This window comes from Paenibacillus sp. FSL R10-2771 (assembly GCF_038000205.1).
Taxonomy (GTDB): domain Bacteria; phylum Bacillota; class Bacilli; order Paenibacillales; family Paenibacillaceae; genus Paenibacillus_AQ; species Paenibacillus_AQ phytohabitans.
This window is the reverse complement of record NZ_JBBOBM010000001.1, coordinates 1767939-1792932: the sequence shown is the minus strand read 5'-3', so window position 1 is coordinate 1792932 and position 24994 is coordinate 1767939. Positions and strand designations below refer to the sequence as shown.

General features: G+C 51.0%; 18 protein-coding genes. 11 read left to right on the top strand and 7 right to left on the bottom strand.

Annotated features, from left to right (window positions below; all coding sequences use genetic code 11):
* Positions 1–109: 109 nt before the first annotated feature.
* The 3 genes from NSU14_RS07415 to NSU14_RS07405 all read right to left on the bottom strand — a co-directional run bounded on the left by NSU14_RS07415 (position 110) and on the right by NSU14_RS07405 (position 4446).
* The gene (locus NSU14_RS07415) at positions 110–1342 is read right to left on the bottom strand and encodes an MFS transporter (protein ID WP_340943879.1); all 1233 of its coding nucleotides are present in this window, start codon (positions 1340–1342) and stop codon (positions 110–112) included.
* A 32-nt stretch (positions 1343–1374) separates the two neighbouring features.
* Positions 1375–1938, bottom strand: a complete 564-nt coding sequence (locus NSU14_RS07410; RefSeq protein WP_156118680.1) for a TetR/AcrR family transcriptional regulator C-terminal ligand-binding domain-containing protein — start codon at positions 1936–1938, stop codon at positions 1375–1377.
* 543 nt (positions 1939–2481) lie between these two features.
* Entirely contained in the window at positions 2482–4446 is a 1965-nt protein-coding gene (locus NSU14_RS07405; protein ID WP_340943875.1) for a glycoside hydrolase family 127 protein, read from the bottom strand.
* A 170-nt stretch (positions 4447–4616) separates the two neighbouring features.
* Between NSU14_RS07405 and NSU14_RS07400 the strand changes: the two genes are divergently transcribed.
* Positions 4617–5507 carry an AraC family transcriptional regulator gene (locus tag NSU14_RS07400; RefSeq protein WP_171721139.1) on the top strand — a complete coding sequence of 297 codons (891 nt, stop codon included), beginning with the start codon at positions 4617–4619 and terminating at the stop codon, positions 5505–5507.
* A 127-nt stretch (positions 5508–5634) separates the two neighbouring features.
* Here the strand turns inward: NSU14_RS07400 and NSU14_RS07395 are convergent, their stop codons facing one another.
* The gene (locus NSU14_RS07395) at positions 5635–9195 is read right to left on the bottom strand and encodes a DUF5695 domain-containing protein (RefSeq protein ID WP_340943868.1); all 3561 of its coding nucleotides are present in this window, start codon (positions 9193–9195) and stop codon (positions 5635–5637) included.
* 424 nt (positions 9196–9619) lie between these two features.
* Between NSU14_RS07395 and NSU14_RS07390 the strand changes: the two genes are divergently transcribed.
* The 5 genes from NSU14_RS07390 to NSU14_RS07370 all read left to right on the top strand — a co-directional run bounded on the left by NSU14_RS07390 (position 9620) and on the right by NSU14_RS07370 (position 16791).
* Positions 9620–11410: a cache domain-containing sensor histidine kinase gene (locus tag NSU14_RS07390; RefSeq protein ID WP_052421979.1), complete on the top strand. Its 1791-nt coding sequence runs from the start codon at positions 9620–9622 to the stop codon at positions 11408–11410.
* Complete coding sequence (locus tag NSU14_RS07385) at positions 11403–13007, top strand: response regulator transcription factor (protein WP_340943864.1); 1605 nt, start codon at positions 11403–11405, stop codon at positions 13005–13007. The genes NSU14_RS07390 and NSU14_RS07385 overlap by 8 nt, the downstream gene beginning before the upstream one ends.
* A gap of 87 nt (positions 13008–13094) precedes the next feature.
* The gene (locus NSU14_RS07380; RefSeq protein ID WP_039306445.1) at positions 13095–14051 is read left to right on the top strand and encodes an ABC transporter permease; all 957 of its coding nucleotides are present in this window, start codon (positions 13095–13097) and stop codon (positions 14049–14051) included.
* A gap of 9 nt (positions 14052–14060) precedes the next feature.
* A complete protein-coding gene (locus tag NSU14_RS07375) occupies positions 14061–14963 on the top strand; it encodes a carbohydrate ABC transporter permease (protein WP_039306448.1) in 903 nt (300 codons plus the stop codon).
* A gap of 76 nt (positions 14964–15039) precedes the next feature.
* Positions 15040–16791: an ABC transporter substrate-binding protein gene (locus tag NSU14_RS07370; protein ID WP_042138892.1), complete on the top strand. Its 1752-nt coding sequence runs from the start codon at positions 15040–15042 to the stop codon at positions 16789–16791.
* A 264-nt stretch (positions 16792–17055) separates the two neighbouring features.
* Here the strand turns inward: NSU14_RS07370 and NSU14_RS07365 are convergent, their stop codons facing one another.
* Positions 17056–18267 carry a helix-turn-helix domain-containing protein gene (locus NSU14_RS07365; RefSeq protein ID WP_340943855.1) on the bottom strand — a complete coding sequence of 404 codons (1212 nt, stop codon included), beginning with the start codon at positions 18265–18267 and terminating at the stop codon, positions 17056–17058.
* Positions 18268–18442: 175 nt separating this feature from the next.
* Between NSU14_RS07365 and NSU14_RS07360 the strand changes: the two genes are divergently transcribed.
* From NSU14_RS07360 to NSU14_RS07345, 4 genes are all read left to right on the top strand, one after another.
* On the top strand, positions 18443–19789 hold the full coding sequence (locus NSU14_RS07360) for an MFS transporter (RefSeq protein WP_340943853.1): 1347 nt from the start codon (positions 18443–18445) through the stop codon (positions 19787–19789).
* A 242-nt stretch (positions 19790–20031) separates the two neighbouring features.
* On the top strand, positions 20032–20553 hold the full coding sequence (locus tag NSU14_RS07355; RefSeq protein WP_042138895.1) for a matrixin family metalloprotease: 522 nt from the start codon (positions 20032–20034) through the stop codon (positions 20551–20553).
* 11 nt (positions 20554–20564) lie between these two features.
* Positions 20565–21182, top strand: a complete 618-nt coding sequence (locus NSU14_RS07350) for a hypothetical protein (RefSeq protein ID WP_042138896.1) — start codon at positions 20565–20567, stop codon at positions 21180–21182.
* 92 nt (positions 21183–21274) lie between these two features.
* A complete protein-coding gene (locus NSU14_RS07345) occupies positions 21275–21697 on the top strand; it encodes a DUF4362 domain-containing protein (RefSeq protein WP_052421980.1) in 423 nt (140 codons plus the stop codon).
* A gap of 83 nt (positions 21698–21780) precedes the next feature.
* Here the strand turns inward: NSU14_RS07345 and NSU14_RS07340 are convergent, their stop codons facing one another.
* Entirely contained in the window at positions 21781–22428 is a 648-nt protein-coding gene (locus tag NSU14_RS07340; protein ID WP_042138897.1) for a FusB/FusC family EF-G-binding protein, read from the bottom strand.
* A 415-nt stretch (positions 22429–22843) separates the two neighbouring features.
* On the opposite strand from NSU14_RS07340, the gene NSU14_RS07335 reads away from it, so the two are divergent.
* The gene (locus NSU14_RS07335; RefSeq protein ID WP_052421981.1) at positions 22844–23623 is read left to right on the top strand and encodes a helix-turn-helix domain-containing protein; all 780 of its coding nucleotides are present in this window, start codon (positions 22844–22846) and stop codon (positions 23621–23623) included.
* Between the two features lie 27 nt (positions 23624–23650).
* On the opposite strand, the gene NSU14_RS07330 is transcribed toward NSU14_RS07335, so the two are convergent.
* The gene (locus NSU14_RS07330; RefSeq protein ID WP_340943845.1) at positions 23651–24988 is read right to left on the bottom strand and encodes a glycoside hydrolase family 30 protein; all 1338 of its coding nucleotides are present in this window, start codon (positions 24986–24988) and stop codon (positions 23651–23653) included.
* Positions 24989–24994: the final 6 nt, after the last annotated feature.

Genomic DNA, 24994 nt, shown 5'->3' with positions numbered 1-24994 from the left:
AGATAATAGCTTACTTTTTTATAAATTGTCAACGGATAGCGGCTAGTTCAAGAATATCAACTTAAAAAGGCATACGATGGAATCATCGCATGCCTTCGCACAGTAACTGTTATTCTGCCGGTACAGCAGACACCTGTTCACTTGTGACAGGCCTTCTGGATGGCAGTTTAAATAGAAGAGAAACCAGGAATCCCAGGAATATAATTGACCCCAAAATCCCGAAGGAAAGCGGGTAGTTCTCCGTCTTTAATAATTTCAGGGCTAACAAGGGTCCCGTGCTGGCGCCTAAGAACAGAATAAAAGCGTTGAATGAAATTGCCGATCCGCGCGCACTCCCGCCCAGCTGGCTGACGATGGAAATAACCACGGGAGTTACCAGGGCAATCCCCGCCACAAAAACAACACTCATCAGGACAATAACCGGCAGGCCCGGGTTCAAGCCTAAGGCAAGCAGCCCTGCTGAAGCTAAAGCTAATCCGCCCCGCAGAACGGCAGCCATCCCCAGCCGCCCGGCAATTCTTCCCGAGAAGGGTGACAACAGCATTCCGGCGATGCCCGCTGCACGAATCGAAAGGATTGCCTGTGCGGAGAGTCCAAACTTGGCTGAGCTTAAATAACTTCCTAATACGGTATACATCCCGACCAAGGCTAACAACAGCACAAAGGTTATGGCGAAAGCCAGCAGCAGCTGTGTTTGTTTGAGCAGCCCGGCCATCTGCTTGAACTTTAGCAGCACATTTTCTTTCGGGCGGTGCAATTCATCCTTCGGGAGAAAGCGAATGACAATGACTGCCGTAATCCCGTACACCCCTCCGAGAATGAAGAAAATTTCGTGCCAGCCCCAATATTCGTTAACCAGCCCGCTGAACACCTGGCCTACAATGCCTGCCATCAGCAGCCCGGAGCTTATAAATCCGAGAGCTGTGAGTCTTTTATGGGGAGGAAACATTTCCCCGGCATACACGAGTGAAATCGGCGCGAATGCAGCGGCAATAAGCCCCTGAACCCCTCTGAGGACAATGAGCCCGTAGAAGCTATCCACAAATCCGATCGCAACGGTGACTAAAGTTAACCCGATAATACTTGCCGCCAGGAATATTTTACGTCCGTATCTGTCTGAGAACGGTCCATAGAGCAGACAGCCCAGCGCATAACAGAGTGAGAACGAGCTTCCGATCCAGGCGGCCTCACCCGGGCTGATCTGAAAGGCCTGCGTAAATACATCGGCCAAAGGAATTGTGATATACATGCTGGTTAAGATGACCAATCCGCACCAGAATAATATGACCGTCATTAAAGAGTAGCTTGAATTGCCGCTCTGCTTGCTTATCGTCTGATTCATGAAGTAAAGCTCCCCCGGTTTTAATAGTTTGTTTAATTTGCCGTAGCAGCAGCGATTCCATTCATCACATGGATCAGCAGATCGTTGATGTAATCCTCATCCGGGATTTTTTTATAGATCAGAATCTGAAAGTAAATGGGACCATAGAGCAGATCCAGGACGACATCCAGGTTAAGCGCCGACTTCACTTCACCTTTATCGATGGCTGCCTGAAGCGCTTGTTTGGCTGTATTTCGCTTAGTGATCAAGAATAGGTTGTAAAAATCTTTCGCAATCCCATCATTCTCCGTAACGATGGTTAAGGTGGACTTCCCGATCGGGCTGTTCAGAATACGCGCCAAAGCTTCAAGCTGCTGCCTGAAGTTATCCTGAACCGGTTTATCGGCGTCAAAATCAAACTCGGATTCCGCGGTCATAAGAAACGCATCCAGTACAAGACGCGCTTTATTGTTCCACCATCTGTAAATGGTTGATTTGCCTACTCCGGCCTGTGACGCCACTGCCTCAATAGTTAAAGAGGAATAATTGTTTGCAGCGAGCATCTCAATCGTCGCCTCCAGAATCCCCTGTTTGCTGCGGGCTTCCTTGTGCTTCACATTTATGTGTATGTCCGTGTTCAATGGTTCACCCCCTGAATCGCTGTTATTGCCTATGAATAAACGATACGATACGTTTCGTTATATTATCTAATAAAAATTCATATTTGTAAATTTAAAATAATATTCATGAGGAGTAGATTAGCCGGCGGAGTGCAAACGAACGCGTCCTCCCGCAGAGCTATCCGGACTCAGAGGACCTTATTTCGCGGAAAAACCTGTTTCACTGCCTGTTGCGGACTCAGTGGAGCCGTTATATTGCTCTCTCGGGCTTAAAATGAGGGAAGCCGGGTCTGATCAGTGCATCTGAGTCCGCATAGCCTGCAAAAAGGCCTGGTTTGGTGAAATAACGGCCCTTCAGTCCGCAAAGGTGCTGCCGCTGATGGACCGCAGGGAGTGTGAGGGGTACCCATACACAAAGAGATGCCCCGGCCAGCCATGCAACGGCTCGGAGGACACCTCTGATTACTCTGATTACTCTGGTTACTCTATTAAGCTACACCGTTAAATTCTGTTCTACAGCAGCAGGAATAGTATATCCACTTATCTGCCAGCTTCCTCCTCAACCCAGACGGACATTTCACCAGCTCCGCGGTTGGCCCAGGCAAAGTAAGGGATGAATTTCAGCTGCACCTCCCGGCCGGTCCAGGAGGCTCCGCTGCTGTACAATCCCTCCGCTACCCACTCCCCTTCCGGCTGTGCCCTGATCCCCGGGACGCTCAGCGTCTGAATGCCCGCCGGGAATCCCGGTTCTTCGGCAAGAGTATAGGCTTGCCCGGCAGGCAGACGCAGCTGGTACAGCCGCTTTCCGTTATCTGCCTCCTCCAGACAATAGACGAACGGACCGCGCTGCAGGGCGACTTTGAAGAAAATCTGGCGGATATGCGGATGTCCCTTCATCCGGTGCACCGGCATCGCGAAGCACACCTCAATGGCGTCGCCGGACGCCCAGCTGCGGGTGAGATGAATATACCCGTCAGCACTTCCGCCGCTGTATGTACGGGCCTGGCCTTGTATGGATACTATCGCCTCATTGCTCCACTCCGGCATGCGCAGGGCTATGGTGAATTCCCGCTCCTGCTCCGGATCGACCACAAAGCGGACCTTGCCATCCGTAACGTAACTGGAATGCTGTTCGAGCCTTAACGGCAGCCCGTTCACCACCGTTTCCAGCTGTCCGCCGATATAGAGCTCCACGTATAAGGTATCCCCTTGCGCAGAATACATGTAATCTCCCAGCGAAGCCAGCAGACGCGCGACATTGGGCGGGCAGCAGGCGCAGGTGAACCAGCCCTGGCGCTCTGCTTGTATATGCTTATAATTCTTGTTCTTGCCCAGAACCTCCGGGTACACCTCCAGCGGATTGACATAGAAGAACTTGGTCCCATCCAGCGACATGCCGCTGATTACGGTATTGTAGAGGGCTCTCTCCAGCACATCCGCATATTTGCGGTGATGATCCAGGGCCAGCATACGCCGGGCAAAAAAGATCAGCCCTACAGATGCACAGGTCTCGGCATAAGCCAGATCAGGCGGTAAATCATAATCGGCCGTAAAGGATTCCCCTTGTTCCATGGACCCGATGCCGCCCGTAATATACATCCTTCTATTCACGATGTTATCCCACAGCTTCCGGCAGGCGGCAAGCAGTCCCGCGTCCTTCGTCTCCAGGGCGATATCAGCCATCGCTGTACACATATACACCAGGCGGACCGCGTGTCCCTCTGCAGTGGCTTGCTCCCTGACCGGAACATGGGATTGGTTGTAGAGGGGATCATGCACTATGTCGAGTTCCGGGAAATGCAAGGTACGGCCGCGCCGCTCCCATTCCTCTTCGAAATAAGATGGCTGCTGCCCCCGCTGCTCCAGGAAATAACGCCCCAGCTCCAAATACTCCCGCTTCCCTGTCGCATGGAATAATTTCACGAGTGCCAGCTCGATCTCCTGATGCCCGTCATACCCGTGCAGCTTGCCGGGTCCGGTTCCGAATACGGAAGCTATGTAATCGGCATAGCGGCTGACCGCATCCAGCAGCTTTCTTTTCCCCGTAGCCCGGTAGTAAGCTGTTGCCGCTTCAATCAGATGTCCGGCGCAATATAATTCATGGCATTCCGCCAGATTGCTCCATTCCTGCCCCGGTTCCTTCAGCAGAAAGTAGGTGTTCAGATAGCCATCAGCCCGCTGGGCGGCAATCAGGAGTTCAATCACCTCATCGGCAATGTCCTCAAGCGCGGAATCCCGCCGGGTCTCCAGCAGATAAGCAACCGCTTCGAGCCATTTGCCGACATCGCTGTCCTGAAAGACCATTCCGTTGAACCCGCCCTCCTCCCGTCCGGCAGCAATCTTGAAATTGCGGATCGCATGGCTGGGAACAGCCCCCTCAATACGGTCATTCAGCGCTTCCCACTGATAAGGAACCATAACTTCGCGGACCAGACGGATATATTCGGACCAGAACACATCTTGGATCTGAACCTTGCCGGATGCGGCTGTAGTAATTTCATTCATTATATGGAACGCTCCTCTCAGGATTCATCAATTATTGCCGAGCCCTTTCCTTTCATCTTTCCAACTTCAAAGAAAGCGCTTTATTAATAATAATACATGTTGTATCATGAGAAAAAACGAGGATTTCCAACCTTATTTTTCATCATTTCAACCTACTGGAGGCTTATCAAATGCTCTCACCGATACTCCATTTCATTTCCCCGCCGATTCCTTACTTCATAGATTGCGGACACGCCACTTATACGGCTGGTGATTATCACATCGACCGCAACTGCATCGGGGTATTCGATTTGATTGTTGTGCTGAAGGGAACCCTGCCGGTCGTTGAGGACGGGAAGGAGTGGCAGCTGAAGGAAGGCGAGATCCTCATTCTCCGTCCGGACGGGCATCATTACGGCAGCGCTCCCTGCACCGGGGATACGAAGATTATCTGGATTCATTTCCAGACCTTTGGCAGCTGGAAGGAATGTGAGAGCATGGATGAATGTCTGGACAACCAGAGTGCCTTAATTGAGAGCCATAAGCAGAAGGCCTACCTCAATCATGCCGACGTCTGTTCCATTTACATCCCCAAGCATATGAAGATTACAGCCAAGGCAATGGAGGTGCTGGACCTGTTCTTCGAGCAGGAGCATGAACCGCAGTCCCTGCGGAACTGGAAGCGCCAGGCTTCCTTTCAATCCTTCCTCCAGCATCTGGACCGCGACCTCGCCTCCCCCTCTGACGCTACCGCCATCCAGCTTGCCGAACGCATCGAGCTCTATATCCGCCGCAATTATACCCAGGACATCAACAATCCGCTGCTGCAGAAGGAATTGAATTACCACTCCAACTATCTGGCCAAAAGCATGCTGAAAGCTTACGGCATGACGCCTATGGCTTATCTCCAGAACTACCGGGTCGAGCAATCGAAGCGTCTTCTGCTGCAGACCTCCTGGTCTGTGACCCGGATTGCCGAAGAGGTCGGCTTCCATCATGTCTCCCATTTCTCCTCCTGCTTCTCCAAGAAGGAAGGCCTGTCCCCGTCGGACTTCCGCAGCAGGTTTATCCGGAAACGCTGAGCGTGCACAGACGGCCCCATTCCAGGACAGCCGTTCAGTCCGCCTCATAAACACCAAAGAGGGAGTCCCCTATCTCAAGGGTTCTCCCTCTTTGCGATATGCATTTCTCCTGGAAGACTTCCGTAGATCAGCTTACAGGCACTTCAGGTGTTACCGGTGCTTCAGGTGTCACAGGAACCTCCGGTGCACCTGGATCAGGAGCACTGCTATCCGGCAGCGGAGTGACTTCGCCGTCCGGCTGCTGTCCATCCGCTTCGTCAAGCGGCGGCAGGGCAAGCCCGGAATCCGGCTGCAGCGCATCCAGTTCCTCCATGGAAGCGGAAGCCGACAGCGCAGGCATCGTCCCTCCGAAGAGTGCGGTAATCTCCGAAGCACTGAGGGCACGGTTAAAGATGATGAAATCATCGACAGCGCCGTTCAGATTCGGATCACCGTATTGTGATCTGCCGATATAATTCTGCGTGGTATTGCCCAGGCTGGAAGGCTTCAGTGTCATGCCCGTGTTGACGGCAACCTGTACGCCGTCCAGGTAGAGACGGCCTGTCGTGCCGGACAGGCTCACAACGACATGCTTCCATGCTCCGGTGGCCAGCGGTGCAGTTGCTGTAAGCTGCTGCTCGGTGCTGTTGCCGCCGGTGGTGATGGCAAAGCGCATCCCGCCGCCGCCAATCTGGGGTGCCAGGAACATATTAGCGGTTGTTCCCGTGCCGAAATCAAAGATTCGCGCCCAGTCACTATTAGACGTAATCTTAACCCAGGCGGAGATCGTAAAGTCGTTCAGCTGGCTGACCACGCCTGCCGGCAGTGAGGCATAAGCGCTGGTTCCGCTGAGATTCAGCGCGTTGCCTGCGCCTGTGCGGCCGGTAACCCAGGTGGAAGTTCCGGTCAGCACCGCATGGTTCAAGCCGTAAGAGGAATCCGTAACCGTTGTTCCGGAGGACTGGTTCATGTTGTAGTTGACAACGATGGAGGAGACCGGGGCGGCAGTTCCCTGCTGGATCTTCACTTCATAGGAAGACCCCGTGCCGATATTCAGGCTGGCGGTTGCAGTCTGCCCGTTCACTGCCGTGAAGCTGCCGGATGCCACATTGTTCACCGTTACGTTATAAGTTCCGGGGGCAAATCCGTTAAAGGCCACCTTCGTAACATGTGCGGTCCCCGGTGTTGCATTGCTGAGCGTGAAGCTGGCACTGGTCTTCGCCTTAGCGACGGTTGCCAGAGTGTATTTGTCCCGCTCCAGGCTCATGCCCCATTTCTCCGTGATCAGATTCAGGCGCTGGTATACGCCGTCCTTGGGTGTAACGATGTAGTTCCCGCCGCTCTCCGTAACCTCGCAGCCGTAGCCGTACAGCCCGAAGATCGGGTCTACTGCCACATCGGAGCTAAGCAGCTTGATCGCGCCGAACAGGCCGAGATCTGCTTCGCCGGACATGCCGCGCCAGCCATTGAACAGCGGTCCGCCGTCAAGGCCCAGTGCGCCGTTGTTGCCCTTCATCGCCTGATACGTCCACGATACGGCCCCGATATCCGCCGGATCGGAGCTGATCTGTCCGGAGTTAATCGCAGTCAGATTCGCGAGCTTGGCAGCATAGGTTAAGCGCTGCTCTACTTCAGGAGTGGCGGAATTATTGCGCACCCAGTCATCCATTGCCGTTCCGGCAAGCGCTGCGGTGTATTGGAACTGCCACCAGGGCTCCCCGTTGATCGTTACCGGATCGGAGTAGAAATACCAGACCGGCATTTTCCCGCGGACGGCACGGGTTTTGGTGTTAATTTTACTCTTAATCGTATTGTTGTTGTTCATCTTCGCCAGCATATACACGGCTTCTTCTCCGGTATTGTCATAGTTGTATTCGGAGCCGTAAGGGTATGCGGTACTGGCGAAATTGTTGTATTTGGTATTCATTTTGGCAATGATATCGTTGGCCTGGGTAGTATAGCCCTCTGCCTGCAGAGCCTTGATGATCTCCGGAGTAGTCACCTCGCCCATGAGGCCCGTATTCCAGTTGTAGGCTACAGGACCATCATAAAGCGCTTTCATAATGTTATATGCCCGCAGCAGATAAGTATTGCTGGGCTGCGTATAGGTGATCAGGCCGGGGTACAGCCTGGAAATCTTGTACATGCTGAAATACGTATTGTAGATATGCGGGTAAGCGTACCCCCGGTAGGTCGGTGTAGTGTTCGGCGCGGCCATGAGGAAGTCAGGCACCAGGTAATCGGTATGATGGCCGGCCATCAGGTTCGTCCAGATCGTGGTCTCCAGATACTGGTCGAGTGCGGTTATTTCTGAGGTTACAGGCTTCTGGACGTTCTTCTCGGCGAGGAATTGGGCATGTGTATATCCCCAGTCATCCCCCCAGCCCCAGTACCCGGCAAAATTATTGCGTTTGCTATTGGTCTGCATCATCCAGTCATCGAAGGCCTTGTCCCGGATATCCCCAGGCACGTTCCACTGCTGATTGTTCACCATGAAGGTGGCATGGCGCTGGAGCGCCGTATCTACCGGTTCAATGGCGTAGAACTGCAGGGTCGTCTTTTCTCCGCTGCCATAATTGACTGTGATGTTGTTAGGGCCCAGATGATTCATCTGCAGGGAGTACAGCTTGTGATCCCCCGCCGTTGTTCCCAGGGAAGTCACCGTCGTTTCGGACGGATACTGCGCAGTTACGGAAGTGATAGTCTTGGACGTGCGGAGGTCGAATTTGGCCGTCTGGTTAGTTGGCACGACTAAGCTCGGTACTACCGTGGTATCAATCAGCCCTTCCGAGTACAGCCGGTCCTTGGTAGCCTGCTCACTGGCTGATTTGAAGAATTTGAAGGCATAGGTTTTGCTTGCTCCCGGGGCAAGTGTCAGGCTGCTGTTCGGCAGGTAGCCGCGCCCCGTACTCTTAATCACATTAGAGTGGATGTAGTAGACCGAGAGGCCTTCCACCCAGCCGCCCTGATCGCCCGCCCATTTGCTGCCCGCATGATCCTGGATGCGCCAGTTATCCATATACTCGAAGCCTGCGCCGGTGGTGGCATCCGGCACCAGCAGGAGGGAAGGGCCAATGCCGCTTGGGCGCTGTGCAGTCACATAGGAGCTGTTATTGCCGATGAAGGATTGGGTAACTACCCTGGATTCATAAATCTGCTCATTGCCTCCGCCGGTCCAGAATTCGTTGAAGGGCAGCGGCAGGCCGAAATCACCGATCTCCAGAGTCTGTGTGCTGGTGTTGGTCACTTGAATCTGCCACAGCAAGTAATCGCTTAAGAGAGAATAGCTTTCATTCACCCGGAAATTACGGATGCCCTCGGCATTCGCGGAATTCTGGTAGATGATGTTGACCGTATTGCCGGTCTGGCTCTGCGTGCGGCCGTCGGCTGATTTATTGGTTAAGGCTTTGGTCCAGGCGCCATTGTTCAGCCGGTAAGTGAACATCAGCTCTCCGAGCCACTGGTGGTCTGCCGTATTCTGGTTGGGGGCATTGGTGGCATTCATGACATAGTTTGTGGGGAAGTTATCTCCGGTCAGCTTCAGGCTGGTAATGTCGCCGTTGGTACCGGTACTGACCTGAAAATTGCTGTTCGACAGATCATAAGCAAAGGCGGGCTGGGCAAACCACAGTAAACTTAAGGCTGCTGTGGTGAATACGGCGCTTAGCAGCGTCTTTTTCACGAATGGGGATTTCATTCTTCCCGGCATTGCGGTTCCTCCTTGAAAAGCGGAATGTACAGTATGTCTCTTCCTCCACTTTACTGGAATTCCTCTATTAATCTTCGAATTTGCGGACTCTTCCTCCCCTCCCGGCCAGGCCTTGCACCCGTCGATGTATTTCAAAATTATAGTAATTCACCTACAATAATACATGCTATCCGGCGAAAAAAAATCGCGGATTACAACCTCATTTTTAACCATTTCAACCTGCTTCACAGGGATTGACGGCCGTTACCGTAGTTCCCGTTCCCACCCTCCGGCTGAATCTGCAGTAAGGGGAAACGCTGATTTCCTCAAATTCCATAAATGAAGACAATAAAAACCAAATAGATTACATATATTGGTTTACAGTTTGCAGATATACTCTTATGTAAGCGTTAACAATTATAGTCTGACGGAGGGGATTGTATTCGTGTATACCCGTATCATCACCCTGATGAACAATCTGAAGCTCAGGACCAAGCTCTTTCTATCCTTTGGCTGTGTGGTCCTGATTCCGGTGCTGATTGTGGGGGTGTTCCTGACGAGTGAACTGCGGAATATGGCTCTGGACAACGCACTGGAGCAGATTACAGCCAATGTAGACCGGGTGAAAAAAAGAACCGGCGAGATGCTGAATGTCCCGCTCGATATCGCCTACCGGCTGTCCAATGACAGCCGGCTGGAGGAAGCCGCCAACCACCGTTATGAATCGGTCTATGATGTGGTGCAGGCTTACTGGGACTATCCGGACTTCCGGGAATTCGTCCGGCTATACAAAGAAATCTCGAGCATCCGGCTGTACATTGACAACCCGACGGTGCTGGACAACTGGGAGTTCCTCCAGGCAGATGCCGCAGTAACGCAGGAGTCCTGGTATCAGACCGCCCTTGCCCAGAAAGGGCTGGTCTGCTGGAATTATATCCGCGACAACCGTAACGGCAAGTATTATCTCAGCCTGATCCGCAAGATCGATTTCCTGAAGCAGCGGACGACCGGCGTGCTGATTGTGAATGTGAATACGGAGAGGCTCAACTCCATTCTGGATCAGGAGACCTTCGAGACAATTATCGTTGATGAGAACGACAACATTGTTGCCTCGAACCGTGCAGATACGCTGGGCAAGACGCTGGAGGACATCGACTTCAAACCGCTGTCTCCCCTTCCCGGACAAGGGCCGGCCGATGTAAGAATTGACGGCAAGCCCTCCAAAATGCTGATCGATGACTGGCATCCCGGGGGCAGCCTGAACAGCCTGCGGATTATCTCCATCTTCTCGGTAGAGAGCATTGTGGGTGAGCCCAACCGGATTATCTCACTGGCGTCTATGGTCATTATCTCGGCTCTGATTCTGGCAATTATCCTGATCTATTACTTCTCACGGCTGCTCACCGGACGCATGCTGCACTTAAGCAAGCATATCTCCAAGGTCGCGTCCGGGAATCTGGAGGCGAGGCTGGTGATAGACGGCAAGGATGAGATCGGCCAGCTGGCAAGGCAATTCAATCATATGGTAAGGAATATCAACGATCTGATGAGCGAGGTGCAGGAATCGAACCGCCAGAAGAACGCCACCCTGCTGAAGCAGAATGAGATTAAATTCAAGATGATGGCCAGCCAGATCAACCCTCATTTTCTGTTCAACGCCCTGGAATCGATCCGGATGAAAGCCCATTCCCGGGGCCAGACCGACATCTCCCAGGTGGTAAGGCTGCTGGGTAAGATGATGCGCAAGAATCTGGAGGTAGGCAACGGGAGAATAGCGCTGCAAAGTGAGCTGGAGACCGTAAGCTGCTACCTGATCATCCAGAAATTCCGCTATAATGACCGGCTCGCCTATGAGCTGTATGTAGATCCGGCAGCGAATGCCATACAAATACCTCCGCTGATTATTCAGCCGCTGGTAGAGAACTGCGTCATTCACGGATTGGAAAACCGGATGGACGGCGGAATGGTCAGAGTAGACATCAGGGTCGAGAATGCCCTGCTCAAGGTTGAGGTATCGGATAACGGAATAGGGATCTCAGCTGCCCGGATCGCTGAAATCCGGCAAATGCTGGACAACAAGGATGATTATGAAACCAATAATATCGGAATGCGCAATATCCACCTGCGTCTTCAGCTGACCTATGGCCCGGAATGCGGCCTGAACCTGGCCAGTCAGAGCGGATACGGCACGCAGATCAGCTTCGCCATCCCCCTAAGGAGTGATTCTTATGTATAGTGTATTAATTGTTGATGATGAATTGTCTATCCGTGAAGGACTTGTCACGCTGCTGGACTGGGAGAGCCTTGGCTACCGGGTGGTGGATACGGCGGCCAACGCGATTGAAGCGCGGTATAAGGTTGAGCTGTATTCCCCGGATCTGATGATTATCGATATACGCATGCCCGGTAAGGACGGACTGGAGCTGATCCGGGAGCTGCGGGAGGATGACGAGGCGGATATGCATATTATCATCCTTAGCGGCTATGCCGACTTCAGCTATGCCAAGCGTGCGCTGTCTTACGGCATCGATAACTATCTGCTTAAGCCTGTCGATGAAGATGAACTGCAGCAGTATCTGTCCAGCCTGTCTGACGTGCTGAATGCACGGACTATAGACCGCAGGAATCATGCCGCCGTCAAGGTATGGAGCCGGGAGATGCTCGTCCAGTCCCTGCTGATGGAGAGCCGCCTGCACCCAGCAGCGCCAGCACTGATGGACCCGGCAATGGAATCCGGCCTGCTCTGGGATTCCTATCAGGTAGTCCTGATCCGGCTGCTGCTCCAGGATCATGCGGATAACGGACCTTCCACCGCCGTCAAGGCCAGGCTGACGGCAAGCTTCGAGAACAACAGCTGGGGCATTGTCTTCTCGCTGGATTCTTATCTGGGCGTGCTGCTGCAGCCCTCTTATCAGAAGGAGCTGGTCCGCAAATTAATCGTGCAGAATATCCGCGAAGCATCCGCCGCCGAGGGACTGGAATGTATTATTACCGCCGGAGACATGGTGGACAGCCTGGATGAGCTCTCCGTCTCCCATCAATCGGCGCTGGCCCGGATGAAGGATCATTTCTTCTATGATGAGCCGGGGATGATCGGTCCGGACTCGCTGAAGATGAAGACGGGACTTCCGGCTAAGCTCCCGGATGCGGAGAGCAGCCTCGCACCGGTGATGGACCGGCTGTATTTTGCCATGGATACCGGGAACCTCACCCTAATCCCTTCCCTGATCCAGGAAGCCGGGGATATCATGACTGCCGCAGGCTTATCGGAGATGGCTGTGAAATCCTATTACGTCCGGACGGTTACGGCACTTTTCAATAAGCTCTCTCTGGAATTTAAGGAGCTGGGCCAGGCGCAGAGCCGGGTGGACGGGCAAATCCAGCAAATCTACAGGCATACCTCGCTTCCCCAATTGCAGCGCTATATCACGGATCTGCTGGAGCAATATGCAGGCGGAATTATCCGCGATGAGATGGATGTATTAATGAAGCGGATGCTGGACCTCATTCACCGGCATTATGACGAGAATCTGAAGCTGGAAACCCTGGCTGACGTGTTCTCTTACAGCAGTGCGTACCTCGGCAAGCTGTTCAAGTGCAGTACGGGCAGCTCCTTCAACAGCTATCTGGACAATGTACGCATCGGGAGAGCCAAGGAACTGCTGGACCAGGGCTGCAAAATCCATCAGGCCGCAAGCGAAGTCGGGTTCAGCGATGTGGATTATTTCCGTGAGAAGTTCAAAAAAATCACAGGCCTCTCCCCCTCCGTCTACCGCCGGAAGGATTCACTGCAGGAGGATGATTTTTCAGAAAGCGCTTACGAAAAGAACTGATTTCCCCCTGTTTTCCCGCTTAAATCTTCGGGTGTTTCCCCGTTTCCCGGAAGATTATGATAAAGCCATATCGAAGGAGGGACATAAATGAAAGCGATTACCCCCGCAATGAAGCCGGAGCTCAAGAAACCCGCTTCACGCTTCTGGGCCAAATTCCGGCAGCAGAAATATCTCTATATGATGGCGGTTCCTTTTGTCCTGTGGGCCTTTGTCTTCAGCTATCTGCCGTTATGGGGATGGATGATGGCCTTCCAGAAGTACAAGCCGGGCAAATCCTTTTTTGAGCAGAAATGGGTCGGCCTGCAGTATTTCAGGGAGCTCTTCCAGGATGAGCAATTCTTCAATGCCCTGCGCAACACTCTGGCGATGAGCCTCATGGGGCTGCTGGCCGGATTCATCATTCCTATCCTGTTCGCCATTCTCCTGAATGAGGTTAGATTGCAGGTGCTGAAACGGTTCGTCCAGACGGTGTCTTATCTGCCCCACTTTGTGTCCTGGGTGGTAGCCGCCGGGATCATTACCAAGATGCTCTCCACCGACAACGGCGCAGTGAATGACCTGCTGCTGAGTCTCCATATTATTAGTGAACCGGTCCAGTTCATGGCCAAAGGCAATCTGTTCTGGGGAATCGTGACCGCCTCTGATGTCTGGAAGGAAACGGGCTGGAACACAATCATCTATCTCGCCGCAATATCGGGGATCGGCCCTGAGCTGTATGAAGCCGCCAGAGTGGACGGGGCAAGCCGGCTGCAGCAGGTGCGGAACATTACACTGCCGGGCATCCGGGCGACGATCGTCATCCTGCTGATCATTTCCATCGGCCATCTCATCAGCATCGGGTTCGAGAAGCAATTCCTGCTCGGCAACAATCTGGTACGCGACTATTCGCAGACACTGGATTTATATGCGCTGAACTACGGGCTCGGTATGGGACGGTTCTCCTTCGGGACGGCCATTAATATTTTCAACTCGGTGGTCAGTGTGATTCTGCTGTTTACGGCCAATGGTATCTTCAAAAAAATAACCAAGGAAAGCATCATTTAGGAGGCCCTTATGCTGATCAAAAAACTGGCCGCCGCGTCCTGGTCGGACCGCATCTTCGATTTGGTAGTCTATATTGCGATTACGGTGGTGACTGTGGCCACACTGTACCCTTTTCTCAATGTGCTGGCGATTTCATTCAATGACTCCACGGATAGCATCAAGGGCGGGATTACGGTCTACCCCCGGATGTTCACCTTCAAGAACTATGAGACGATCTTCGCCTTCTCCGGTCTCATTACCGGATTCAAGATCTCTGTCCTGCGTACCCTTATCGGAACCCTGCTCGGACTGATTAGCGCCTCGATGCTGGCCTTCACCTTAAGCCGGGCGGACTTTCAGGGCCGCAGGTTCGTCTCCACCTTTCTGGCGCTGACGATGTACGTATCCGGTGGACTGATTCCCTTCTATATTCTGATCAAGAATCTGCATATGATGGGCACCTTCGGCGTGTATGTCCTGCCCGGCTTGGTCAGTGCATTTAATGTGTTCGTCATCCGCTCCTTCATCGACGGCCTGCCTTACGCCCTGCAGGAATCTGCCAAGCTGGACGGGGCCAATGACTTCACCATCTACTGGCGGGTGATTCTGCCGCTGACCAAACCTGCGCTGGCAACCATCGCCCTGTTCCTGGCTGTCGGCCAGTGGAATGCCTGGATTGACACCTACCTGTATAACGGCTCGAATGACGCACTGACGACGCTGCAGTTTGAGCTGATGAAGGTCATTCAGAGCACCACCACCAATGCGGATAACTTCCGTGGCCGGAATATGACCGAAGTGATGGCGCAGATCTCCCCGGAATCGGTCAAAATGGCAATCACGATTGTTGTCACCGTACCTATTCTGATTGTTTATCCGTTCCTGCAGCGCTACTTCGTCAAAGGCATGACGCTGGGCTCGGTCAAAAGCTAGTCCGCTCACCGGTATCATCAGGCTGACGCCTGTGTATACAATATGTTCTCACCAGACAAAGGGAGGGTTTCTATTCATGACAAGAAAGACAGCGAAACCGTATGTGGCGCTAATGGTCTTGACCTTGCTGCTCAGTGTACTGGCCGGCTGCGGCGGGGGCAATAATAACAGCAAGAATACGGCTGGGAATACCGGTACTGAAGCTACCAATAGCACTAATGCGGCGGCCACAGCAGAAGCTACGGCAGCAGCCGAAGATTTAAGTCCATTGACACTTTCCTTCTTCGCGGAAGATCCCAATCCGAACTGGAATAATATGAAGGATGAAGTCAGTACCGTCCTTACGGAGAAAACAGGCGTCACTCTCGATGCCGAATTCGCCGTAGGCGATCCGCAGCAGAAGATCGCGCTGATTGCTGCCGGCGGGGAATATCCCGACATCATCTCGGCCAAAGCGGATATCGGGAAGCTGGTGGATGCCGGCGCTGTCATTGACCTGACCGAACTGATCGACAAATACGCGCCTAATATCAAGCGGGTGCTTGGAGACAATCTGGCCCGGGCCAAATACACGAACGAAGACCAGTCCATCTATGCCATCCCTACCTGGGCTGCTGTGAATGAGAAGAAATTCGTTGCCGGCGGAGGCTTTGAGCTGCAGCACAGGGTGCTGAAGGAAGCCGGATATCCGGAGATCAAGACGGTACAGGATTATGAGAATGTAATCAAGGCCTACCTGGAGAAACACCCGACCGATGAGAACGGCAACAAGAATATCGGCGTATCGCTGAACGCAGATGACTGGCATATGTACATTTCCGTAACCAATCCTGCAGTGGCGACTACCGGCGGTTCCGATGACGGGGAATATTTCATTGATCAGGAGACGCATGAAGCGATCTACCACTTCCGCCGTCCCGAAGAGAAAGAATATTTCCGCTGGCTGAACCATATGAATGACATTGGCCTGCTGGATAAAGAAAGCTTCGTGCAGAAATACGACCAGTACAAAGCGAAAGTGGCCACTGGACGTGTGCTTGGCCTGATTGACCAGGATTGGGACTACAATGACGCGCAGCAGGCTCTGAAGACTGCCGGTAAATTCGATCAAACCTACGGCCATTATCCTGTGACCTTGACCAGTGAATACAAAGAAACCAGCTTCTGGCCTACCGGCTTCATGGGCGGCTACGGAATCTCCATCTCGACCACCAACCCTGATCCGGTCCGGACGATTAAGTTCCTGGATTACCTGGCTTCCGATGAAGGACAGATCCTGAACAACTGGGGCATTGAGGGCAAACATTATGTAGTAGAGAACGGCAAACGCGTTGTCCCTGCCGAAGTGCAGGACCGCATTAACAATGATAACACGGCCTTCACGAAGGAGACCGGCATCGGCTTCTACTGGAATATGATGGTTCACTATGGCGACGGAGCCAAGGATTCTACCGGCAACTATTACACCAAGAACTTCCCTGAGCAGCTGGTGCTCGGTTACAGCGACGTCGAGAAAGAAACGCTGGCAGCTTACAATGCCACTACCTGGAAGGATCTGTTCCCTAAAGAGGAGGAGTTCGCTGAGAAAGCGTACGGGGCAGCCTGGAACATTGCCCTCCCCGGTGAAGATGAAGTCTCCATTCTGGGCAATAAAATGAGAGATATTACGTGGAAACGCATCCCGCAGGCTATTCTGGCCAAACCGGCTGAATTCGATAAAATCTGGGATGACTACATGGCCGACCTCGAGAAAGCCGGCGTTAAGAAAATGGAAGCAGGCTACACCAAATACGTGCAGGACCGCGTGGAGCTGTGGAGTGCCAAATAGGGTGTTCATTATTGCTTGACCTTAAGTTTGTTAGAAAAAGAAAGTGTCGCTGCTGCGGGGATTTTGGACTTCCGGCCGCTGTTGTTCCCAGATTTCTTGATTTAGACCGCTACTTGCGGTGGAAATCCGGTAACAAAGGCGGACGCTGACGCTCCTACAGTTCCAAAATCCCCTCCGCTACTCCTTCTTTTTGCTAAAGAATTAAAGTCCAACCAATAGTTCACAAGCAAAACCAACCGTGCGGGAAGCTGCACGGTTGGTTTTTTACTGGGCATTATACAGCTCGTGGTAGGTCTGTCTAATTAAGTCCGCATATTCGGAAGGCGGATAATCCTTCACCTGATCATAGGCAAGCTCTACCTCATAGCGGGCTTCCTCCATCAGGCCTTGCTTCGCGAATATCTTCGCTTTGTATGCATAGGCAGTGAGCAGGTCGACCCGGTCAAGCGGATGATAGACCTGGTCGTTCAAGACTACTTTGGACAAGTCCGCCAGTGCCTCTTCATCCCTCTCCAGATGGTAGAGCGCGGTCCCCGTCATCATATGGACAAAAGGCATGAACTGGCTGTCTTTCGCCGGATAATTCTCCGCCAACGTCAGCACTTCCCCGTAACTCTGCTTGGCAAGAGCCAGTCTGATTTCGCCCAGGTGTACCAGCTCCAGTGATTCCGCAGCTTCTGTGAACTGTGCGAACAGCTTTGCCTTGCTTAAATATGCCTCTGCCTGCTCAAGATCATTGTGAAGCAGGGCCAGATGGGAGAGTAGACGGTACAGATGATCAGACAATGAGTAGACTCCTTCTTCGTGCGACAGCTTAAGTGCCGACAAGGCAGCTTCCCGGCTGCCGGAGTAATCTGCCAGTGCAGACAACGTAACACTTTCCGCATAATAAAGATCGATTTCAAATAAAAAATCGTTGCCTACCTTATTGCTCACATATTCCTTACGGACACGGCGAATCAGTTCCAGGCCATCCTGGTATCTGCTCTTGGCAAACATTAAAGCATATGCCAAATACTGAATCTTGGCACGCTCTACAAATAAACCGAAACGCTCATAGATTTCAACGGCCCGTTCAATACCTTCTTCTCCGCCCTCTGTTCCGGTATGGTAACAGGAGCCCACATAAAACTCCATCAGCCGTGCGGCATCCACTGCCATCGGAAGCGTGTCCTTCATCAGCGGCTGGATTTCCGCGACAATCTCCTTATACTGCTTCGCCTTGTACTGCTGCTCGATCTTACGGACCAGCGGGCCCAGCTCCGCTTCGTGCTCGCCCTCCAGGAAATAACCCGCATCTGTGCCCAGCCGCCCGGCAAGGAATTGCAGCGTATTCATCGAAGGCAACGCCCGTCCGTTCTCGATTTGGCTAAGCATGCTTTTGGTCATATGTTCTCCGGCCAGGTCAGTCTGCGTAAGGCCCTTGGCTTTACGCATTTGTTTGACTTTGTCACCGATTGTCAGTTTAGTCGTCATCTGCTGTGCCAACTTTCTTTGGTTGCTTTTCTTCCAGTATAGCCTAATATTCAAGCGAGAAAAAGCCGCATCATGGCAAAAGTTAAATATAATTAAACTTTTTGTTGCAATAATCAGATCCAGCCTCTACAATAAGTTTAATATAATTTAACTTTCGGAAAAGGGAGTGCTTGTAATGTCTGAACCAACGCCGGTGTCAGCAGCATCCAACCGCAATATCATTCTTTTCTTCAGCGGAAAATTCGCTTCTGTTCTCGGCTCGAGTATGTACACCTTTGTTGTCGGCCTGTATATTCTGCAGCTCACCGGTTCAGGAAGCAGCTTTGCGGTTACGTTGCTGTGCGGTATGCTGCCCAGTATTATTCTGTCGCCCTTCGCCGGCGTGGTGGCCGATATGGTGAACCGCCGCAAGCTGCTGATCGGCTCAGATACTGCAAGTGTCTTAATTATGCTGCTTTCCTTTGCCGCCGTCTCCATTGAGGGTATGTCCCTCTTACCGATTTATATCTCACTGATCCTTCTGTCAATCTGCGCTACCTTCTACAGTATCTCCGCCTCCTCTTCCATGATGATGCTCGTTGACCGTGATTCCATCCAACGTACCGGGTCCCTGAATCAAATTGCCAGTTCTGTCGGCCACCTGCTGGCTCCCATTCTCGCCGGTATGCTCTACGCCTTCCTCCCGCTTGAAGAATTCATGCTGCTGAACGCGGCAGGGCTTACCATCTCGACCGTGATGGGCTGCATGCTGGAGTTTAAACCTGCTCCGGAAGCCTTATCTGAAGCTAGGCTTACAGATGGGCCTGCCGAAACCGGGAATCCGCCCTTTCGCGAACGCCTGGGCAACGTTGCTGCTGAGGTCCGTACGAATCTGAAAGAAGGCTTCTCCTATGTAATCCGCCGTCCCGTTATCCGCTCCCTCCTAATTATCGTGTTCTGGATTAATTTCTTTGTAGTCGCGCTGAATATTGTGCTGCCCTTTGTGGCCGTACAGACCCTGGGGCTGTCTTCGAAGCAATACGGTATACTTGAAGCCATGCTGGCAGCGGGCATGCTGCTGATGTCCCTGCTCCTCACCGTTCTCCGCCAGAGCAACAATCCGGTAAATACAATTATCGGAGGTCTAGGCGCACTGGGGCTGCTGTTCCTTGCGATGGCGCTTCCGCTGCTGCTTCATTTCACCGCTGCCGTTACCTTCTTTTTCTTCCTGCCGCTATTGATTCTGGTCGGTGTCGTCATTATGATCATCAATATTCCGATTCAAGTGTACTTACAGCAGAGTATAGAAGAAGAGTATCGCGGGCGGGTATTCGGGCTGGTTGAAGGTATCGCCGGTTCCATCGCTCCGCTGGGCATGCTGCTCTATGGAGTGCTGCTTGACTGGATTCCAGGGTCCATTATTCTGCTGGCCTCCGGAGCGGCTATTCTGGCGGTAACTCTGATCGGGCGGAGAGGCTTAATCAGCAGTAATGCTGATGAGCAGCAAGGAATTCATGCAGAGGTGGAGCAGGCCGGGGCGTAACTCCTTGAGGAGACATAGCAGGTATAGTAACTTGTACCATCAATGATGCTACCTTTCCAGAGATAAAGAAACATTTTTAGACAATAAAATACTAAATTTTCATTTTATTATTATAAAAGATTGAAAATTTTCGAAATTAATAGGAAAATAATATAATATATATATTATTTTAGGATGATATACTTGATTTACAGCGCTGTTAGTTTTCTTAAGCTACCACATAATAAAAGGAGAAATAGAATATGAAAAAAATAGCTCCAATAGTGTGTACCCTTCTCATATTTTTTGCAGTATTACCATCCAGCACTTTTGCTTATACCTATTCTGCTAATGCAAACCCGTTTCCGGATATGAACTTTACGTATTATTCGATATTATCGGCTAATTATAGTGGTCCAGCTGCAGCAGCAATGAACGACTGGGCTGGTGCCGTGGGAGCCTCATATACCGCTGTTGCACCCACCTATAATGAAATACAGTTCTCAGATAATGATTACGGTAATACAGGCTGGAATGCTGAGACGTCTCATCATCATGTCAATTTTAGCAGTTACGACTATTTAGATGAGGTAAGAGCAAACAGATATTACATGGGTAGTATGAGTGCAGTGACACGAGAAGGAGTCTTTGGACATGAATTAGGACATGTCTTTGGATTAGGTCATACTACAAACACCTGGACTTTAATGTGCACATTCGAAGATGGAAGAGTAGTTGTAACTCCACAGCTTGACGATATTCAAGGGGTTCAGTCCCTATATTAATGGAGGTTATTATGAGAAAATTCAGAAACAAATATTTTTATTCAATAATTACAGTTGTATTATTATTGGGAGTTGTAATGGTTGTTAACGATAACAAAACGCTTACTAACGCAGAGTCGAGTTACAATAAAACAGATAATGTAACGGATAAAGTAACTTCTACAGCTTCCCCAAAAGAGGTTGTAGAATATCATGGAGACCTGGCCGAAAATTTCAATACAGTGTCTAAACTCACTTATGGTTCAGATGCTATTTATGAAGTTGAGGTGAATGATTCTAAATCTTTTGAATATGAGGGTGTAATATTTACCGTATCAAATGCCAATGTAAATGAACATTATAAAGGCGGTTCCATTGACACAGTGAATATTCTGGAAACTGGTGGTAATTACAACAATACGGAATATGTGTTCGAGGATTCAAGTGTTTTGAAAATTGGAGATAAAGCTATAGTTTATTTGGAGAAATATGAAGGACCCATCCCCGAAGCACAAGGAACATATGTAGTTACAGGTGCCTATCAAGGGAAATTTGAAATTGATGAAGCTAATGGTTCATTGATTCCTGCTGCCGTAGATCAAGAGGAACTAAAAGAAGTCAGAGCACTAACAGATTTGAATTTGGAATAGGATAAATTAGTACAATTTTACGGTAGAACGTCAGAAACATTCTTTGACGTTCTATCGTCTTTTTGTTAAACGGTTTAATGGAGGGCTACAGAATGAAGATGTTAAGAGTATGTATATATATGTTGCTGATGTCGTTAATTATAGTAGCTTGCTCAAATTCAATGCATTATGAAGCGGCTGCAAAGAAAGGTTATGTTGTATATGTTCAAGGTGAGATTATTAACTATACGTATTTCGAACAATTCGTGGAAAATTACAACAATGGTCAGGATGCCACTGTTAAAATCGCAAAATATACAGATGAAGGAGATCCTATCTTCCACACGCTTGAATATAAACGGGATCAGAAAAAAATCAGTTATACCTATGACAACAGCGAGGATGAAAATGGAGATAAATTGCAGGCAAATACTCTGTGCAGCAGTATCACAAATGTCGATGGTGTCTATCACTTAGCCGATTGCGCTGACGATGAAACGGGTAAGTGGTTTAGTGCAAAGCAGCCATCTAAGTAAGCCATGCAAGTGCTGGAGGCATGGACTAAGACAAAGGGACTGACCCGTATTCCTATGGGCAGTCCCTTTGCAGCTATATCATGCTATTTCTGCACCGAGAGCACGAACCTCTCCAGCGAGCTTATATTGGTGATACTCTGATTACATCCATGATTATCTATGCAGACGTATTGCCCCACAGAAGCAATGTTATCGGCTGAAGCAAGCTCAGGTTTGGTCTTGACTGTAAGGAAGGCAAGATCCTGCTGTCGGTTGCAGAACAGGCAATAGCCTTTCTTGTGGGTCGGTATTATTCTGCCCTCTACACCGATGAATTGTCCTTCGTACGGATAGACAATGAACAGCTTATTCGTGGCAATGTCTGCCCAGGCCAGATACGTTACATAACGGAAATCAAACGATGCAAGATCAGGTAGCTTCATCTTCTTATTCTTGGGAAACAGCTTCTGAATCTGCTTCAGTGTAATCGGCGGAAATGGCTCCAGATAAGGCTCGAAGCCGCTGATATACTGCTGGAAATCCTCGGCTTTCTCCAGGGTGGAGATAGGCTTCAGCATCTGCTCCTGCTCGGTAGTCAGCGAAGAAAATGCCTCCGTCACATTCACCTCAGCACTGTACCTTACGGTCTCCAGGACACGGCGATCTGCTACAGACCGCAGTGTTTTGAGCACGAAATCCGATTGTTTCTTAATATAATTATATTGATGGTTTCTAATAAATGTTGTAGTCACAGCTCTTCAGCCCCTTATTCATATTGGTCAATCCAATAAGGTGCAGAGCCTGCTAATTAGAAACGATAAAATCAGTTTGGGCGATCAAGATCTTCCTGCCGCACCCCACGCAAAGTATCGCCCCAGATCAGGCTCTGCATGAGGACTTCCTAGCTAATGAGCAATTCGTTGCCATCAGTGTAACCCCCTATCCAATAACATGCAAAAAGTATAGCAGGAAATTGCGGAGCCTACAATTGATAATCTCTTATCTATCATTCCCCTTGATACACCGCACCAGCATATTGTACCCGATACCATTTGGAGTTTTGTGATCTTAAGCATCCGGCTTACATCACTCTTAAGTTCAGCTTATAAAGATGATAAGATAGGTTGGTGTTTATCAGCGCTTCAGCTGCAAGGAAGGAGGATCGTCATGGACATCCACAAATACGAGCACCTTGTGCCGGATGTCTTTCTGTTTGTGGACCGCAGATCCTTTGCCGACTGGGAGATTATCAGCAGCACCATAGATTTCCATGATCTGTCGTTCATTGTGGAAGGCAAAGCGGATTACTTCATTAACGGGGAGAAATTCACTGTAGAAGCCGGGGATATGCTCTATGTCCCTTCCGGCAGTGTCCGGGAGGCCCATACCTTTGCCGAGGCACCCATGCATTCCTTTGCGTTCAACTTCTTCTGGACGGGGGCGGATAATCATGTACACCTGCCGTTTGAGACCGTAACCAAGCACCGGATGACCAAGGAGATCCTCGATGATATCAGGGAGTTCTCGCATAACTGGATGGGCGGCCAGCCTTTTTATAGAATGAAGGCCCGGGCCATCTTCCAGCTGATTGTCTACCGCCTTCTTAATATTACCCATCATCAGGAAACGCCGCTGCTTGATCCGAGAATCCATAAAGTTATGGCTTATATCATGGATCACTATGCGGAGGAGGTTACGATTAAAGCTCTGGCGGAGTGGATCGGACTGAATCCCGTCTACCTGGGTAAGCTGTTCAAACAGAATACCGGCTCCACCTGCAAAGAATTCCTGAACAGGGTCAGGGTCAATAATGCCGAGATGATTCTGTCTGCGGGCGGGTTCAATGTGTCTGAGGTGGCGGAGCACTGCGGATATCATGATGTGGCGTACTTCAGCAATGTGTTCAAAAGCATGAAGGGGTATCCGCCGTCAGCTGCTTTGAAATGACGGCGGATGGAGTCATGTTAGTCTATTTTACAGAATAATGGTATTAAAAGATTCCGCATCCAGCATCAGCTTATAATGCGTCTCATCGTTAGCCAAAAGAATCTTTCTTGCTTCCTTGAACGGATTCGCGATCACCAGCACCCGTCTGCCTTCCGGCGTCCCGAATGCCAGTGCATTGCCTGTCCATCTGCCCTTCAGTCCGATTCTGCGGGAGCCGGGGCTAATGAAATGAGCGAAATGCTTCATGACGTAGAACTCGGGATTATGCACGGCCTTCGGTTCATCCGGATCTACAGTAATCATGGAATTTTGCTCCCATCCCCAGGTACTGCGCCCTTTCGGCTGAAGCACCATGTTCCAGTAGATATAGGCGTTCACGCCGTTGGTGAAGTAATGCTGATACAGGTTAAACACATATTTGGCATAAAACCAGGTGTTCTCCCCATCCCCGCACTCATTCTCCGTCTGCATATAGCGCAGTTCAGGATAAGCCTGCACCGTACGCTGAATGCCATATTTGCCCGCCCACTGGTAGCCAACGCCTTGCACATATTTGTATGCTTCAGGATCGCTTAACACCGTGTGCGCATAAGCATCGAATCCGCTGTCCTTCTGCTTCATCCATTCATCCCAGGGCTCCGGCGCATTAATCGTACCCAGCCAAATCTCCGTATCCAGTCCATGCTGTTCAAAAGCCGGTCCCAGATAGTCACGGATGAATTCACGCAATTGCTCGCCCGTCCATACGCAGGAGGGGAATTTCTGATCCGCAACCACTTCGTTCTGCACATGAACCTGATGGATGGTGATGCCTTCCCCGGCATACGCCTGTACAAACTTCACAAAGTATAAAGCATACGCCTCCAGAATCTCCTTCTCCCAGCGCAGCGTGCCGTAATTATAAGCCCGGGGGAACTTCATCCAGGTGGGCGGACTCCAGGGCGAGGCGAATAATTTCAGCTCCGGATTCAGCTTCAGCGCCTCCCGGATGTACGGAATCAGGTACTTGCGGTCCCGTTCGATGGAGAAATGCTCCATGGCGTAATCGCCGTCGGTTTCATTCAGGCTGTACCATTCAAGCGCATAGTCACTCGCCCCGATCGGCAGCCGGCAAATGCTGAATTTATGATCCCCTTCCGGATGGAAAAGCGAGTGCAGCACCGCGCTTCTGTCTTCTGCAGCCAGCAGGTTCAGCGCCTCGAACCCAAGCTCGTTGAAGCAGCCGCCGAACCCTTCAATATTCTGATGGATTTCTCTGGTGAACGCCAGATCCGCCGCGCCCTCTGCTGCTGCACTTTCCACGCTTCGGGACACCCAAGGCTCACTCTCCGTACTCGATACCCAGACTATATCTTTAACGTCCATATTGCT

Excerpts from the sequence above, each read along its gene's own strand:
- NSU14_RS07415 (WP_340943879.1), bottom strand. The coding sequence starts at position 1,342 with ATGAATCAGACGATAAGCAAGCAGAGCGGCAATTCAAGCTACTCTTTA.
- NSU14_RS07405 (WP_340943875.1), bottom strand. The coding sequence starts at position 4,446 with ATGAATGAAATTACTACAGCCGCATCCGGCAAGGTTCAGATCCAAGAT.
- NSU14_RS07400 (WP_171721139.1), top strand. The coding sequence starts at position 4,617 with ATGCTCTCACCGATACTCCATTTCATTTCCCCGCCGATTCCTTACTTC.
- NSU14_RS07395 (WP_340943868.1), bottom strand. The coding sequence starts at position 9,195 with ATGCCGGGAAGAATGAAATCCCCATTCGTGAAAAAGACGCTGCTAAGC.
- NSU14_RS07385 (WP_340943864.1), top strand. The coding sequence starts at position 11,403 with ATGTATAGTGTATTAATTGTTGATGATGAATTGTCTATCCGTGAAGGA.
- NSU14_RS07380 (WP_039306445.1), top strand. The coding sequence starts at position 13,095 with ATGAAAGCGATTACCCCCGCAATGAAGCCGGAGCTCAAGAAACCCGCT.
- NSU14_RS07375 (WP_039306448.1), top strand. The coding sequence starts at position 14,061 with ATGCTGATCAAAAAACTGGCCGCCGCGTCCTGGTCGGACCGCATCTTC.
- NSU14_RS07370 (WP_042138892.1), top strand. The coding sequence starts at position 15,040 with ATGACAAGAAAGACAGCGAAACCGTATGTGGCGCTAATGGTCTTGACC.
- NSU14_RS07365 (WP_340943855.1), bottom strand. The coding sequence starts at position 18,267 with ATGACGACTAAACTGACAATCGGTGACAAAGTCAAACAAATGCGTAAA.
- NSU14_RS07360 (WP_340943853.1), top strand. The coding sequence starts at position 18,443 with ATGTCTGAACCAACGCCGGTGTCAGCAGCATCCAACCGCAATATCATT.
- NSU14_RS07355 (WP_042138895.1), top strand. The coding sequence starts at position 20,032 with ATGAAAAAAATAGCTCCAATAGTGTGTACCCTTCTCATATTTTTTGCA.
- NSU14_RS07350 (WP_042138896.1), top strand. The coding sequence starts at position 20,565 with ATGAGAAAATTCAGAAACAAATATTTTTATTCAATAATTACAGTTGTA.
- NSU14_RS07345 (WP_052421980.1), top strand. The coding sequence starts at position 21,275 with ATGAAGATGTTAAGAGTATGTATATATATGTTGCTGATGTCGTTAATT.
- NSU14_RS07335 (WP_052421981.1), top strand. The coding sequence starts at position 22,844 with ATGGACATCCACAAATACGAGCACCTTGTGCCGGATGTCTTTCTGTTT.
- NSU14_RS07330 (WP_340943845.1), bottom strand. The coding sequence starts at position 24,988 with ATGGACGTTAAAGATATAGTCTGGGTATCGAGTACGGAGAGTGAGCCT.